The organism is Burkholderia sp. WP9 (assembly GCF_900104795.1).
Classification (GTDB): domain Bacteria; phylum Pseudomonadota; class Gammaproteobacteria; order Burkholderiales; family Burkholderiaceae; genus Paraburkholderia.
In genome coordinates this window covers 220,949-235,024 of record NZ_FNTG01000001.1, presented here as the reverse complement: position 1 = coordinate 235,024, position 14,076 = coordinate 220,949, and the positions used below count along the sequence as shown (strand labels likewise).

General features: G+C 63.1%; 11 protein-coding genes. 6 read left to right on the top strand and 5 right to left on the bottom strand.

Features of this window, described 5'->3' with window-relative positions:
• The first annotated feature begins 73 nt into the window (after positions 1–73).
• Positions 74–955, top strand: a complete 882-nt coding sequence (galU, locus tag BLW71_RS01060; protein ID WP_091792656.1) for a UTP--glucose-1-phosphate uridylyltransferase GalU — start codon at positions 74–76, stop codon at positions 953–955.
• A gap of 136 nt (positions 956–1,091) precedes the next feature.
• On the opposite strand, the gene BLW71_RS01055 is transcribed toward galU, so the two are convergent.
• From BLW71_RS01055 to BLW71_RS01035, 5 genes are all read right to left on the bottom strand, one after another.
• The gene (locus tag BLW71_RS01055) at positions 1,092–1,319 is read right to left on the bottom strand and encodes a sulfurtransferase TusA family protein (protein ID WP_041746333.1); all 228 of its coding nucleotides are present in this window, start codon (positions 1,317–1,319) and stop codon (positions 1,092–1,094) included.
• A gap of 616 nt (positions 1,320–1,935) precedes the next feature.
• Positions 1,936–3,201, bottom strand: a complete 1,266-nt coding sequence (locus tag BLW71_RS01050; protein WP_177205074.1) for an IS256 family transposase — start codon at positions 3,199–3,201, stop codon at positions 1,936–1,938.
• 383 nt (positions 3,202–3,584) lie between these two features.
• Positions 3,585–4,628: a Gfo/Idh/MocA family oxidoreductase gene (locus BLW71_RS01045; RefSeq protein WP_091792655.1), complete on the bottom strand. Its 1,044-nt coding sequence runs from the start codon at positions 4,626–4,628 to the stop codon at positions 3,585–3,587.
• Positions 4,628–5,644, bottom strand: coding sequence for an inositol 2-dehydrogenase (iolG, locus tag BLW71_RS01040; RefSeq protein ID WP_091792654.1), 1,017 nt, complete (start codon positions 5,642–5,644; stop codon positions 4,628–4,630). Before iolG ends, BLW71_RS01045 begins: the two co-directional genes overlap by 1 nt.
• Positions 5,637–6,518, bottom strand: a complete 882-nt coding sequence (locus BLW71_RS01035; protein WP_091792653.1) for a MurR/RpiR family transcriptional regulator — start codon at positions 6,516–6,518, stop codon at positions 5,637–5,639. The genes iolG and BLW71_RS01035 overlap by 8 nt, the downstream gene beginning before the upstream one ends.
• Positions 6,519–6,794: 276 nt before the next feature.
• Here BLW71_RS01035 and BLW71_RS01030 point away from each other — a divergent pair, with 276 nt between their 5' ends.
• The 5 genes from BLW71_RS01030 to iolD all read left to right on the top strand — a co-directional run bounded on the left by BLW71_RS01030 (position 6,795) and on the right by iolD (position 14,068).
• The gene (locus BLW71_RS01030) at positions 6,795–7,841 is read left to right on the top strand and encodes a sugar ABC transporter substrate-binding protein (RefSeq protein ID WP_091792652.1); all 1,047 of its coding nucleotides are present in this window, start codon (positions 6,795–6,797) and stop codon (positions 7,839–7,841) included.
• Between the two features lie 145 nt (positions 7,842–7,986).
• Positions 7,987–9,141, top strand: a complete 1,155-nt coding sequence (locus tag BLW71_RS01025; protein ID WP_091792651.1) for an ABC transporter permease — start codon at positions 7,987–7,989, stop codon at positions 9,139–9,141.
• A 13-nt stretch (positions 9,142–9,154) separates the two neighbouring features.
• Entirely contained in the window at positions 9,155–9,991 is an 837-nt protein-coding gene (locus BLW71_RS01020) for an ATP-binding cassette domain-containing protein (RefSeq protein ID WP_091792650.1), read from the top strand.
• 64 nt (positions 9,992–10,055) lie between these two features.
• Positions 10,056–12,098 carry a bifunctional 5-dehydro-2-deoxygluconokinase/5-dehydro-2-deoxyphosphogluconate aldolase gene (locus BLW71_RS01015; protein WP_091792649.1) on the top strand — a complete coding sequence of 681 codons (2,043 nt, stop codon included), beginning with the start codon at positions 10,056–10,058 and terminating at the stop codon, positions 12,096–12,098.
• Positions 12,095–14,068, top strand: a complete 1,974-nt coding sequence (gene iolD / locus BLW71_RS01010; RefSeq protein ID WP_091792648.1) for a 3D-(3,5/4)-trihydroxycyclohexane-1,2-dione acylhydrolase (decyclizing) — start codon at positions 12,095–12,097, stop codon at positions 14,066–14,068. Before BLW71_RS01015 ends, iolD begins: the two co-directional genes overlap by 4 nt.
• Positions 14,069–14,076 lie beyond the last annotated feature (8 nt).

Below are 14,076 nucleotides of genomic sequence, written 5' to 3'. Positions count from 1 at the left end.
TCGACGCTCCATGCCCGCCCCCTAAGAGGCGGGCAAGGACCGATAGCTAATCCAGAGGATTCAGGGTAATCACATGCTAAAAGTTACAAAGGCGGTTTTTCCGGTAGCAGGTCTTGGCACCCGGTTCCTCCCTGCCACGAAGGCGAGCCCGAAAGAGATGCTGCCGATCGTCGACAAGCCACTGATCCAGTACGCGGTCGAAGAGGCGATGGCGGCCGGCATCACCGAAATGATCTTCGTCACCGGCCGCAGCAAGCGCGCGATCGAGGACCATTTCGACAAGTCGTATGAGATCGAGGCCGAACTCGAGGCTCGCGGCAAGGACAAGCTGCTGGAGCTCGTGCGCAGCATCAAGCCGAGCCACGTGGATTGCTTCTACGTGCGTCAGCCGGAGGCGCTCGGCCTCGGCCACGCGGTGCTGTGCGCCGAGAAGCTGGTGGGCGACAACCCGTTTGCCGTGATTCTCGCGGACGACTTGCTGTACGGAACGCCGCCTGTCATGGCGCAGATGATCGAGGTGTTCGACCACTATCACAGCTCGGTGATCGGCGTGGAAGAGATCCCGGCGCAGGAAACCAAGTCGTACGGCATTGTCGACGGCAAGGAATGGGAAGATTCGATCATCAAGATGTCGGGCATCGTCGAGAAGCCGGAGCCGAACGTGGCGCCGTCGAATCTCGGCGTGGTGGGCCGCTACGTGCTCAAGCCGCGCATCTTCGAACATCTGCGTGCGTTGAAGCCGGGTGCAGGCGGCGAATTGCAGCTGACGGACGCAATTCAGTCGCTCCTCGCCGACGAACAGGTGCTGGCGTACAAGTATCACGGCACGCGTTTCGACTGCGGCAGCAAGCTGGGTTATCTGAAGGCGACGGTCGAATTCGCCTTGCGTCACCCGGAAGTGGCTGCGGATTTCGAAGAATATCTGCGCACGCGTTCGCCGGTGCTGGAAGGTTGAACGGCTTTCTTCCGGCAGGCGTTCGTTAGGCGTCGAAGCTAAGTAAAAAGGCGCTGTGCCCCGCTTTCGCGGGCACAGCGCCTTTTTTGTTTTCTGGGCGGCAGACTGGGCCGGCATGAACGCCGGTGCGCCGGTTTCAGCGGCGTTTCATCAGGAAAGTGAAAACCTTGTCCTGCGCCGAGCTTTCGACGATTTCATTGCCGGTTTGCTTCGCGAACGCGGCGAAATCGCGCTGCGAACCGGGATCGGTGGCCAGCACCTTGAGAATCTGGCCGCTTTCCATGTCGGCGAGCGCCTTCTTGGCGCGCAAAATGGGCAGCGGGCACATCAGCCCGCGCGCATCGACTTCCTTGTGAATCTGAATTTGCATCGACGATGACCTTCGGGGAGAGGGGCGTCGTGGGTGACGCCGGACGGAGGGTTGAATTCTACCGCAGGGGCAGTGGGGGTGCCGGAGGGGCGCGGTTTTGGTTGTTGTTCTTTTAGGGTTTTGGCCTTTTTCTTGAGTTCGCGGTGCTCTATGCGTTGCCCCTGTGCGGGGCGGCATCTACTTGTTCTCGACGGGGTGTTGGCCTTTCCTTGATTTGTTGGTGGTGTATTAGCGTTGCCCCTGTGCGGGGCGGCACCTCCTTTCTTTGCCGCGGCAAAGAAAGGAGGCAAAGAAAGCCGCTTTGAACCGCCAGCCCATAAGCGGGTCCCCCGCACAGTTGCAGTAGTGGTGCATCTGGAATCGGTGTCCTTGCACATTCAGCTTCAGTGACAAGGGCGTCATCCCTCCCACCTCGCGCTCCGCGCTCGTCGGAACGGTCCGCCTTTGAACCAGCGGTTGTGTCTGCGCTACGGAGGCCATCGGCTACGCCTCGGCGATGCTTTGAAGGGGCGGTGGTTCTGGAGGCCTGGCGTGGGCGACGCGGCATCGCAAGCTGCTGCCGCTCGCGTCGAACCTGTCCGTATTTTTGTGGGCGAGGCGGTTAGCGGAATTAACCGCGTGCCTGAGTAAAACGCTCACCAAACAGAATAGCGAACTGATTCATGGCGCTCGACCAGTCGAATGCCGTTCGCACGGACTTGTTAAGCACATTGCGCAGCGCCAGCCAGAGCAACTTGATGGCGGCCTCGTCGTTGGGGAAGTGGCCGCGGGTCTTGATGATCTTGCGTAGTTGCATGTTCAGACTCTCAATGGCGTTCGTGGTGTACACCACCCGGCGTATGTCGGGCGGAAACACGAAGAACGGCGTGACGTTCTCCCACGCCCGTCGCCACGACTGCACGATGGTCGGGTACTTCGCGCCCCATGGCCCTTCGGCAAAGGCCTCCAGGGCCTGCTGCGCGGCCTGTTCGTTCGCGGCGGCGTAGACCGGACGCAGCGCTGCGGCGACGCTTTTGCGATCCTTGTAGCTGGCGTATTCCAGGCTGTTGCGGATCAGGTGCACGATGCAGGTCTGCACGGCCGTGCGCGGGTACGCCGTGCCGATCGCCTCGGCCAGCCCCTTCAGGCCGTCGACCACCGCGATCAGGATGTCCTGGCAGCCCCGGGTCTTCAGTTCGTTGAACACCTTCAGCCAGAACTTCGCACCTTCGGTCTGCTCGATCCACAGGCCGAGCACGTCGCGCTGACCGTCGGCCTGGATGCCCAGCGCCAGATACACTGCCTTGTTGCTCACCACGCCGTCGCCACGGATCTTCACGCGCAGCGCGTCGAAGAACACCACCGGATACATCGGCTCGAGCGGACGGCTCTGCCAGGCGAGCGTTTCGGCCATGACTTCGTCGGTGACCGAGCTGATGAAGTCGGGGGAGACCTCGGTGCTGTAGCTTTCGGCCAGAAACGCCTGAATCTCGCGCACGCTCATGCCCCGGGCGTACATCGCGATAATGCGCTCGTCGAAGCCCGTGAATCGGCGCTCGTGTTTGGGAATCAGGATCGGCTCGAAGCTGCCATCGCGGTCGCGCGGCAGATCGACCCTGACCGGGCCGCGCTCGGTGATCACCGTCTTGCCGCTGGCGCCGTTGCGCTCGTTGGTCTGCTCAGAGGGCCTGGGCTGGCCGGGCCGGTAGCCCAGATGCATGCTCATCTCGGCGCCCATCGCCCGCTCGATCAGTGCCTTGTTGAACGCCAGCATCAGGTCCTGAACCTCGGCGGGCGTCATCGGGCCCTTCACCAGTTCATCGAGCAGCGCTTCTGGCAGTGCAGGCAGCGGCCCGCGGGCCGCTGCCTGCGAGGCGACAGTGCGTCTCTTCTTCATGATTGGCACATCCATGATCTTCATCCTTCATGATATGCCTCGCCCACGAAATTACGGATAGGCCCCTCGCGTCAGAGCCCAACTCGGCAACCCAGTCCCGCTGCCAAGCCCAAACACACTTGGTTAGTTGAACGACCACAACGGCGCGCGCAGCGCCGCCGGAAGAATGACTGCTTTGTCACGAAGGCCGAATGTGCAAGGACACCGATTCCAGATGCACCACTACTGCAACTGTGCGGGGGACCCGCTTATGGGCTGGCGGTTCAAAGCGGCTTTCTTTGCCTACTTTCTTTGCCGCGGCAAAGAAAGGAGGTGCCGCCCCGCACAGGGGCAACGCTAATACACCACCAACAAATCAAGGAAAGGCCAAAACCCCAAAAACCCTACAACCCAACCGCCTCCCCGCTCAACAACGACTCCCTCAACGCCACCCCAATCCGCGTAGCCTCCAAAGCATCGGCAAGCGAAGCCCCGGCCTGCGCAGCCGCAGAACCAGCCCCACCCCGCACGGCAGCGACAAACGCCCGCGCCTCCAACAAAAATGCATCCTCGAACCGATCAAAAAAATTCGCCGTACATTCGTTCCGGATCCCTGTGGCGTCATAAATCTCGACGCGATTCGCACGCGGATTATGGCCAATAGCCAGCGCCCCACCAGTACCAATCACTTCGCTATGCGTATCATTTCCATGCGCCTGCGTCCGTGACGCATAAAACATGGCCAGCTTGCCGTTTTCGAACTCGCAGATCGCCACACCATTATCGACATCGCCGAATTCCTGCAGCCCTTCATGCATCGCGGCAACACCCGCCGCAAACACGCGTTTGGCCCGCGGCCTGCCCAATAACCACCGGGCCACATCGATATCGTGCACCGTGCAATCTAAAAAGATGCCACCAGACGTCGCCGCAAAGCGCACAAAAAAACCGTCGCTATCGTTCTGATCGGCAGTCTGCGAGCGCACCAGAAACGGCCTGCCAATCTTGCCCGCTTCGATCTTGTCGAACGCATCCTTATAGCTCGGATCGAAGCGCCGCATGAAGCCGATCGTCGCCTGCAAATGCGGATAGCGCGCCGACTCGGCCAGCACCCTCTCGCACTCCGCCAGATCCAACGACAAAGGCTTCTCGCAAAACACATGCTTGCCGGCGCGCAACGCATCGACAATCTGTTGCGCGTGCAACGAAGACGGCGTCACCAGCCAAACGGCATCCACCTCCCGATCGGCGAGCAACTCCGCGTAATCGTCGTACAGCCGCGGCGCGGGCAACGCTTCACGCGCCCACGCCCGCTCCTCTTCCACAGGACTGCAAGCCGCCACGACCGACGCGCCCGGCACGCGATACGCCAGATTTTCCGCATGCCGCTTGCCGAGACGCCCGAGTCCGACCACGCCCACCCGAAGCCGTGCCGCGGCCGCCGTCATCACAACGCCTCGCCCAGTTTGACCACGCGGCCCTCGCGCCACGAACGGCTCGCGGCCTCGGCGAGTTCGAGCGCTTTCAGGCCGTCCGCCACCGTGGTGCGCACCGGCTTGCCGTGCGTCACGGCATCGAAGAAATGCGCGATTTCATGCGCGTAAGCGGCACGATAACGTTCGAGGAAAAACGCTTCGGGCACATCGCTCGACACCTCGGTTTTCGAGTACGCCGTGACTTCCGTGGGCCGCACGTTGCCCGCCTGCAGCATGCCGGCGCTGCCCAGCACCTCGAAGCGCTGGTCATAGCCGTACGCGGCGCGGCGCGCGGTGTTGATCTGGCACAGGCGGCCGCGCTTCGTGCGGATCGTCACAGCGGTCGAATCGATATCGCCCGCATCGGCGATCGCCGGGTCGCTCAGACAACTGCCGGTGGCATGCAGCGTGTCGGCCTCGTCGTCGAGAATCCAGCGAAAAATGTCGAAGTCGTGAATCAGCATGTCCTTGAAGATGCCGCCCGAATGCCGGATGTAGTCGACGGGCGGCGCACCGGGGTCGCGGCTCGTCACCACCAGCATTTCCGGCGTGCCGATTTCGCCGGCGTCGAGTCGCGCTTTCAGCGCCGAGAAGGTCGGGTCGAAGCGCCGCTGAAAACCGATCATGCACACCACGCCGGCACGCTCGACCGCGTCCGCGCAAGCCTGCGCACGCGCCAGCGTCAGATCGACCGGCTTCTCGCAGAACACGTGCTTCTTCTGCGCGGCGGATTGCATGATCAGATCCGCATGCGTGTCCGTGCTCGAACAGATCACGGTCGCGCCAACGGACGCATCGCCCATCGCGCAGTCGATATCCGCGACCTGCGCGCCGTGCTCGGCGGCGAGCGCGGCGGCCGCCTCACGATTCACGTCGACCACATACTTGAGCCGCACGCCCGGCTGCCGCGCGAGATTCGCCGCATGAATCTTGCCGATGCGCCCCGCGCCGAATACGGCCACGTCGATCGTCTTTGCCCCATCAGTCATCGTATCCTCCGGTGTCTTTGGATTCTTCAACATTCAATTCGAGCTTGTACGCGAGCGCGATGAACAGCGCCTGGCACAAACAGATCGTGCTGGTCAGCGAGCGGAACGCGAACGCGCTGCCCTCTTTTACATACAATTGCGTGGTGGCGTAACGTGCGAGCGGAGATAGTTGGCTATCCGTAATAACGAGCGTCTTGGCCTGGTGATGATGCGCAACACGCAAGCAATACTGCGTTTCCTTTCCATAGGGCGCGAAGCTGATCGCAATCACCACGTCGCCTTTTTTCACGCTGCGAATCTGTTCGCGGTACATGCCGCCGAAACCGGACACCAGATGCACGCGCTTGGGCGTGTGCTGCAACGCGTAGACGATATAGCTCGCCACCGGAAACGAACGCCGCACGCCGATCACGTAAATGTTGTCGGCCTGCTGCAGCATCTTCACCGCGGCGTCGAACTGCTTGTCGTCGAGCCCGGCTTCGAGTTCTTCGAGACCGCCGCGCGCGGCTGCGATGAATTCTCGCGCCACTGAACCGCCGGACAGCGCCCCCGGCTTTTCGTCGATCAGCTTGCGAATCCGCTGCTGATAACTCGGCGACGAACTGCCCTGTCCGGTGTAAGCCTGCCGAAACACCGCCTGCAGATCAGAGAATCCGGAAAAGCCGAAGCGCTGCGCAAAACGCACCACGGCGGACGGATGCACGCCGCAACTCGCGGCGATGTCGCTGGTGCGATCCACCATCACGCTCGAACGGTGCTGCTCGATATAGGTCGCGACATTCTTCAACTGACGCGGCAATGCATCGTAGTTCTCCGCGATGCGCTGCATCAATTCTTCGACACTTGGCAATTCCTCGGTGCTCTCTTCCGCCATGGCTCTCTCTCGGGTGCTTTATTGCAGTGCGGCAGCGGCTCGTCACGCCCGCCACACGGCCTCCTGACGCTGCCGATTATAGGCAGCCGCCGAATCAAATGGAACGTATTTTCCATTTTTATTTGTAATGAAATTTTCATTGCAACGCCTCGGAAGATGGCCTAATCTTGGTCGTGAGCGATGGTGCTTTGGTGGACACACCCGGGCCGTATGCGGATGAAAAGCCGCCCGCCAGACGCTCCCTTCAAAAACGACATACCGAGAAAGGTGGAGACAATGAGACTTTGCAAGGGCAAGGCTACGCTCAGGATTCTGGTGACGGCATTGACGTTGGCGACGGGATTCGGCGCGGCCTCGGCCGCCCGCGCGGCTGACGCACACTTCGTGCTGATCAGCCACGCGCCGGATTCGGATTCGTGGTGGAACACCATCAAGAACGCCATCAAACAGGCCGACGAGGACTTCAACGTCGAGACCGACTATCGCAATCCGCCGAACGGCGACATTGCCGATATGGCGCGTCTGGTCGAGCAGGCAGCCGCGCGCAACTACGACGGCGTGATCGTCACCATCGCCGACTTCGACGTGCTGAAGAGCTCGATCAACAAAGTCACTGCGAAAAAGATTCCGCTCGTCACGATCAATTCCGGCACGGAGGAACAGAGCGCGCAACTCGGCGCGATCATGCACGTGGGCCAGCCCGAATATGTGGCAGGCAAAGCCGCCGGTGAGAAAGCCAAGGCAGCAGGCGTGAAGTCGTTCCTGTGCGTGAATCACCTCGCCACCAACACCGTGTCGTTCGACCGTTGCCGCGGTTTTGCCGAGGCGATCGGCGTCGATTACAAGTCGTCCACCATCGACTCCGGCCAGGACCCGACCGAAATTCAATCGAAGGTCAGCGCGTATCTGCGTAATCACCCGAACACCGGTGCAATCCTGACGCTCGGACCGACCCCGGCTTCGGCCACACTGAAAGCGGTCACGCAAATGGGTCTGGCGGGCAAGATCTACTTCTGCACGTTCGACTTCTCCGACGACATCGCCAAAGCGATCCAGAACGGCACGATCCAGTTCGCGATCGACCAGCAGCCGTACCTGCAAGGTTATATCCCCGTGGCCGTGCTGGCGATCGTGAAGAAAGAGCACACCACCGATCCCGCGAAGATCCGCAAGATTCTCGAGGCGAATCCGAAGTTCAAGGAACGGCTTGCCACCTACGGTCTCGCGCCGTCCTACGGCCCGAAGAATATCCGTTCGGGCCCGGGCTTCATCACCAAGGAAAACCTCGACAAGGTCATCAAGTACGCAGGGCAGTACCGCTGATTCTTTTCTCTAGTTAGTCACGCGCACGGCGGGCACCGTTTCGATACCGGACGGGCCGCCCGCCGCCACCGCGCATTTCACCGGCTGTCGTTCTCGCAATTCATCCCCACGCGAGGCAGGCACAACCGGGTTCCAAGGAGACATCATGGGTGTAGCCGGCAAACACTTCCCACCGCACGTCAAGACGAATGCCGAGGCAGCCCCGCCGCTGCCCGATTCGGATGAACGGCTGCGCAAGGAATCCAGGTTCGGCCATGTGCTGAACCGCCCCGAATTCGCCGCGATTTCCGGCGCGGTACTGGTGTTTCTCGTTTTCGCGCTGACGGCCGGCAACTCCGGCATGTTCAATCTCGACGGCGTGATGAACTGGTCGCAGGTGTCCGCGTATCTGGGCATTCTCGCCGTGGGCGCGTGTCTGTTGATGATCGCCGGCGAGTTCGATCTGTCGATCGGCTCGATGATCGGTTTCGCCGGCATGATGGTCGCGATTCCGTCTGTCTATTTTCACTGGCCGATTTCCCTCGCCATTCTGTTCGCGTTTGCGGGCTCGATGCTGCTCGGCGCGCTGAACGGCTATCTGGTCATGCGTACGCGCCTGCCCTCGTTCATCGTCACGCTCGCGTTCCTGTTCATCTTGCGTGGCCTCACGCTCGCGCTGTCGATCATGTTCGCGGACCGCACCATCGTCTCCGGCGTCGGCGATCTGGCGCAACAGGATTGGCTTGCGAACACGCTGTTTCACGGCGTCGCGCTGAACGGTCTCTTCACGATGCTCGCGCATCACGGCATCGGCACGCTGCTCGATAACGGCCACGCGCTCGTGCCGGGCATTCCGAAGGTGATTCTGTGGTGGCTCGGACTCGCCGCGGTGTGCGCGTTCGTGCTGGCGAAAACACGCGCCGGCAACTGGATTCTCGCGGTGGGCGGCGACGCCAACGCCGCCAAGAACGTCGGTGTGCCGGTGCGTCGCGTGAAGATTTCGCTGTTCGTGCTGACCGCGTTCTGCTCGTGCCTGTTCGCGGTGCTGCAGGTGTGCGATATCGGCTCGGCTGCCGCCGACCGGGGCTTGCAGAAGGAGTTCGAAGCGATCATCGCCGCGGTGATCGGCGGCACCTTGCTGACGGGCGGCTACGGATCGGTAGTCGGCGCGTGTTTCGGCGCGTTGATCTTCGGCGTGGTGCAGATCGGCATTACCTACACGAACGTCAGTTCCGACTGGTTTCGCGTGTTCCTCGGCGTGATGCTGCTGATCGCCGTGCTGTTCAATCACTATGTGCGCCGCCGCGTCTCGCAGGCGTAACGAGGAGACGACCATGTCCGATACGAATACCGTAGCGAATGCCGTGGGCAGCGCGAGCGATCGCGAGGACGACGTGATCCTCGCGCTCGAAAACGTCAACAAATACTTCGGCAAGGTGATCGCGCTGAGCGGCGTGACCTTGCGTCTGCGACGCGGCGAAGTGCATTGCCTGCTCGGCGACAACGGCGCGGGCAAGTCGACACTGATCAAGACGCTCGCCGGCGTGCATCAGCCCTCTTCCGGCCAGTATCTGGTGGATGGCAAACCGGTGTTGTTCGAGTCGCCGAAAGACGCGCTCGACCTGGGCATCGCCACCGTCTATCAGGATCTGGCGCTGGTGCCGCTACTCTCCGTCGCACGCAACTTCTTCATGGGACGCGAGCCGCAAAAGAAACTGTTCGGCTTCCTGAGCGTGATGGACCTGGAAACGAGCGCCACCACCGCGCGCGACAAACTCGCGGAAATGGGCATCAACGTGCGCGACCCGCATCAGCCGATCGGCACCATGTCTGGCGGAGAGAAACAGTGTCTGGCCATCGCGCGGGCGATTCACTTCGGCGCACGCGTGCTCATTCTCGACGAACCGACTGCCGCGCTCGGCGTGAAGCAGAGCTTCAACGTGCTGAAGCTGATCCACAAGGCGCGCGCGAAGGGCATCTCCGTGATCTTCATCACGCACAACGTGCATCACGCGTATCCGATCGGCGATTCGTTCACGGTGCTCAATCGCGGCAAATCGCTCGGCACGTTCACCAAGGAAACCATCAGCAAGGACGAAGTGCTCGACATGATGGCCGGCGGCGCCGAGATGCAGAAGATGATCGGCGAACTCGAAGGCGCGACGATCTGATTCATTCGCGCGAGGAACCGGCGCCGCTGCGCCGGCCACCGCGCTCAGCTATTCAGGAAACTTCATGGATCATTCCAGCACATCCAGCGCAAACACGTCCGCCCCGGCGACGGCGGCCAGCCGCTTCGCGCCGGGCCGCAGCCGCGACATCGTCTGCCTCGGGCGCCTCGCCGTCGATCTGTACGCGCAGCAGGTCGGCGCGCGGCTCGAAGACGTGTCGAGCTTCGCGAAGTATCTCGGCGGATCGTCGGCGAATATCGCGTTCGGCTGCGCGCGCCTCGGTCTCGCGTCAGCGATGCTGGCACGCGTCGGCAACGATCATATGGGCCGCTTTCTCACGGAGACGCTCACCAAAGAGGGCTGTGACGTCAGCCACGTGCGTATCGACCAGGAGCGCCTGACCGCCCTCGTGCTGCTCGGCCTGAAAGACCGCGACACGTTCCCGCTGATTTTCTATCGCGAGAACTGCGCGGATATGGCGGTGGATGAAGCGGATTTCGACGAGGCTTTCATCGCGTCGTCGAAAGCGCTGCTGATTACCGGCACGCACTTTTCCACCGAACAGGTGAACCGCACGAGCCGCCGCGCGCTGGATTACGCGCGCCGCAACCAGGTGCGCACCGTGCTCGATATCGACTACCGTCCGGTCTTGTGGGGTCTCACCGGCAAAGCCGACGGTGAAACGCGTTTCGTCGCGAGCGAAGGCGTCACCGCGCATTTGCAGCGCATTCTGCCGCTGTTCGATCTGGTGATCGGCACCGAGGAAGAATTCCGTATTGCCGGCGGCAAGACCGAACTGGTCGACGCCCTCGCGATGGTGCGCGCCGTCACGCCGGCCACGCTGGTGCTCAAGCGCGGACCGCTGGGCTGTCAGATTATCGACGGCGCGGTGCCCGCCTCGCTCGACGACGTGCCGATTCAAGGTGGCGTGGAAGTCGAAGTGCTGAACGTACTCGGCGCCGGCGACGCGTTCGCCTCGGGCTTTCTCTCGGGCTGGTTGCGCGATCAACCGCTCGAAGCGTGCGCGCGAGCCGCGAACGCTAGCGGCGCGCTTGTCGTGTCACGTCACGGCTGCGCACCGGCCATGCCGACGCCCGCCGAACTCGACTACTTCCTGCGCGAAGCCAAAGCCGATCCGCAGCGCATGCGCCGCCCGGATCGCGACGCGCGCCTCGCACGACTGCATCGCGTCTCGCCGGCCCGCAAGCAATGGGACGAAGTGCTCGGCTTCGCCTTCGACCACCGCAACCAGTTCTTCGAACTCGCGCAGCAAACCGGCGCCGACGACGCGCGCATTGCGCAACTGAAAGGCCTGTTCGTGGAAGCCGTCGCGCAAACCGAGCGCGCGCTGGGTTTGCAAAACCGCATCGGCGTGCTGATCGACGACCGCTACGGCCAGGACGCGCTGAACGCGGCCACCGGCCGCGGCTGGTGGATCGGCCGGCCGGTGGAACTGCCGGGCTCGGTGCCGCTCGTATTCGATCATGGCCGTTCGATCGGCACCACGCTGATCCCTTGGCCGCAGGAACATATCGTCAAATGCCTCGTGCAGTTTCATCCCGACGAACCCATCGAGCAGCGCCTCGAACAGGAAGCCCAATTGCGCGCGCTCTACGACGCGACGCAGGCAAGCGGCCATGAACTGCTGCTCGAAGTGATCCCGCCGAAGCACGCGCATTTGCCGCAAGCGCCGGACACCGTGTATCGCGCATTGAAGCGCCTGTATAACATCGGCATCTATCCCGAGTGGTGGAAGCTCGAACCGATGGACGCCGCGCAATGGCGCAACGTCGACGCGCTGATCGCCGAGCGTGATCCGTATTGCCGCGGCGTGGTCCTGCTCGGTTTGTCGGCGGCCGTCGAACAGTTGAACGAGGGTTTTCGCGCGGCGGCGCAATCGGCGACATGCCGCGGCTTCACGGTCGGGCGCACGATCTTCCACGAACCGAGCCATGCATGGCTGGCCGGAGAAATCGGCGACGACGAATTGATCGCGCGCGTGCGCCGCACCTTCGAAACGTTGATCGCTTCGTGGCGCGCAGCACGTGGCGCGAGCGCCACGCAACCGGGCGCGACCCACCACGTCCATCAGGAGCAGGCCGCATGAATCAGCGCGTAATGCATCACGACGCGGCGTCCGCCAACGACGCCAGCCTTGCTCGCACGGGCTCGGGCGGCACGGTGCGCCTGACGGCCGCGCAGGCGCTGGTCCGCTATCTCGCCGCGCAACGCGTCGCGACCGAGGACGGCCACGGTACCGATCCGCTGTTCGGCGGCGTGTTCGCCATCTTCGGCCACGGCAACGTGGCGGGGATCGGCGAAGCGCTGTATCAGCACCGCGACGAATTACCGACTCTGCGCGCCCATAACGAACAGGCGATGGCGCACAGCGCGATCGCCTATGCGAAGGCGCATTTCCGCCGCCGCATGATGGCCGTCACGACGTCGATCGGACCGGGCGCCACCAACCTCGTGACCGCGGCGGCGCTGGCCCACGTGAACCGTTTGCCGGTGCTGCTGTTGCCCGGCGACATCTTCGTCTCGCGCGCACCCGATCCTGTATTGCAGCAGCTCGAAGACTTTCACGACGGCGGCGTCTCCGCCAACGACGCGCTCAAGCCGGTGTCGCGCTACTTCGACCGCATCGTGCATCCGGCGCAATTGCTCAATGCGCTGCCGCGCGCCGTGCGCGTACTGACGGACGCCGCCTTGTGCGGACCGGTTACGCTCGCGTTGCCGCAAGACGTGCAGGCGCAGGCATGGGATTTCCCCGTCGACTTCTTCAAGCCGCACATCGTTACGTTTCATTCGCCCGCGCCGCGCATCGACGAAATCGAGGCCGCCTTCGCGCGTCTGCGGCAGGCCAGGCGGCCGTTGATCGTCGCGGGCGGCGGTGTGCTCTACGGCCGCGCCTCCGATGCACTGCATCGTTTCGCCACCGCGCACGGCGTTCCGGTCGCGGAAACGCAGGCCGGCAAAGGGTCGCTTGCCTGGAACGATCCGTTGAACGCGGGCGCGCTGGGCGTGACGGGCTCGCCCGCCGCGAACGCGCTCGCACACGACGCCGATTGCGTGCTGGCGATCGGCACGCGCTTGCAGGACTTCACGACCGGCTCGAACACCTTGTTCACGCAAGCCGATGTGATTGCCATCAACGTCAATGCTTTCGACGGCCTCAAGCATCGCGCGCTGGTGGTCGAAGCCGACGCGCGGCTTGCGCTCGATGCGCTCGCCGAACCCCTGCAAGGCTGGCACGCCGATCGCACCTGGACCGCGCGCGCACACAAACTCGCGGCGGGCTGGCGCGATACGGTGAGTACGCTCACCCATGCGCCGCAACGCGACAGCGTGCTGCCTTACGAGGGCGATGTAATCGGCGCGATACAGCGTTCGAGCGCAAGCTCGCCGGCGAACGATATCGTCGTCTGCGCGGCCGGCACCCTGCCCGCCGAATTGCATAAACTGTGGCGCGCCGGCAAACCGGGCTCGTATCACGTCGAGTACGGCTATTCGTGCATGGGCTACGAGATCGCCGGCGGACTCGGCGTCAAGCTCGCACGGCCCGCGCGTGAAGTGATCGTGATGGTCGGCGACGGCAGCTATCTGATGATGAACAGCGAGATCGCGACCTCCGTGATGATCGGCGCGAAGCTGATCGTCGTGGTGCTCGACAATCGCGGCTATGGTTGCATCAACCGCTTGCAGCAGGCGTGCGGCGGCGCGCCGTTCAACAACCTGCTCGAAGACTGCAAGCAGGGCCCGCTCGGCGCACCCAAGATCGATTTCGCCGCCCATGCGCGCGCCCTGGGCGCCCAGGCCGAACACGCCGCGAACGTCGCCGAACTCGAAGCCGCGTTGCAACGCGCGCGCGTGGCCGATCGCACCTATGTCATCAGCATCGATACCGACGCTGCCCGCACCACGGACGACGGCGGCTGGTGGTGGGAAGTGGCCGTGCCGGAAGTCTCGGCGCGCCCCGCGGTACGCGACGCCCGTGCGAAATACGAAACCCAACTCGCGGCACGCGCCGAACCGTCCAGCTCCGCGCCAAACGCCGGCCCCACCGACAACGAATGAGGACGCCC

Excerpts from the sequence above, each read along its gene's own strand:
- BLW71_RS01050 (WP_177205074.1), bottom strand. The coding sequence starts at position 3,201 with ATGAAGAAGAGACGCACTGTCGCCTCGCAGGCAGCGGCCCGCGGGCCG.
- galU (WP_091792656.1), top strand. The coding sequence starts at position 74 with ATGCTAAAAGTTACAAAGGCGGTTTTTCCGGTAGCAGGTCTTGGCACC.
- BLW71_RS01015 (WP_091792649.1), top strand. The coding sequence starts at position 10,056 with ATGGATCATTCCAGCACATCCAGCGCAAACACGTCCGCCCCGGCGACG.
- BLW71_RS01035 (WP_091792653.1), bottom strand. The coding sequence starts at position 6,518 with ATGGCGGAAGAGAGCACCGAGGAATTGCCAAGTGTCGAAGAATTGATG.
- BLW71_RS01020 (WP_091792650.1), top strand. The coding sequence starts at position 9,155 with ATGTCCGATACGAATACCGTAGCGAATGCCGTGGGCAGCGCGAGCGAT.
- BLW71_RS01045 (WP_091792655.1), bottom strand. The coding sequence starts at position 4,628 with ATGACGGCGGCCGCGGCACGGCTTCGGGTGGGCGTGGTCGGACTCGGG.
- iolD (WP_091792648.1), top strand. The coding sequence starts at position 12,095 with ATGAATCAGCGCGTAATGCATCACGACGCGGCGTCCGCCAACGACGCC.
- BLW71_RS01025 (WP_091792651.1), top strand. The coding sequence starts at position 7,987 with ATGGGTGTAGCCGGCAAACACTTCCCACCGCACGTCAAGACGAATGCC.
- iolG (WP_091792654.1), bottom strand. The coding sequence starts at position 5,644 with ATGACTGATGGGGCAAAGACGATCGACGTGGCCGTATTCGGCGCGGGG.
- BLW71_RS01030 (WP_091792652.1), top strand. The coding sequence starts at position 6,795 with ATGAGACTTTGCAAGGGCAAGGCTACGCTCAGGATTCTGGTGACGGCA.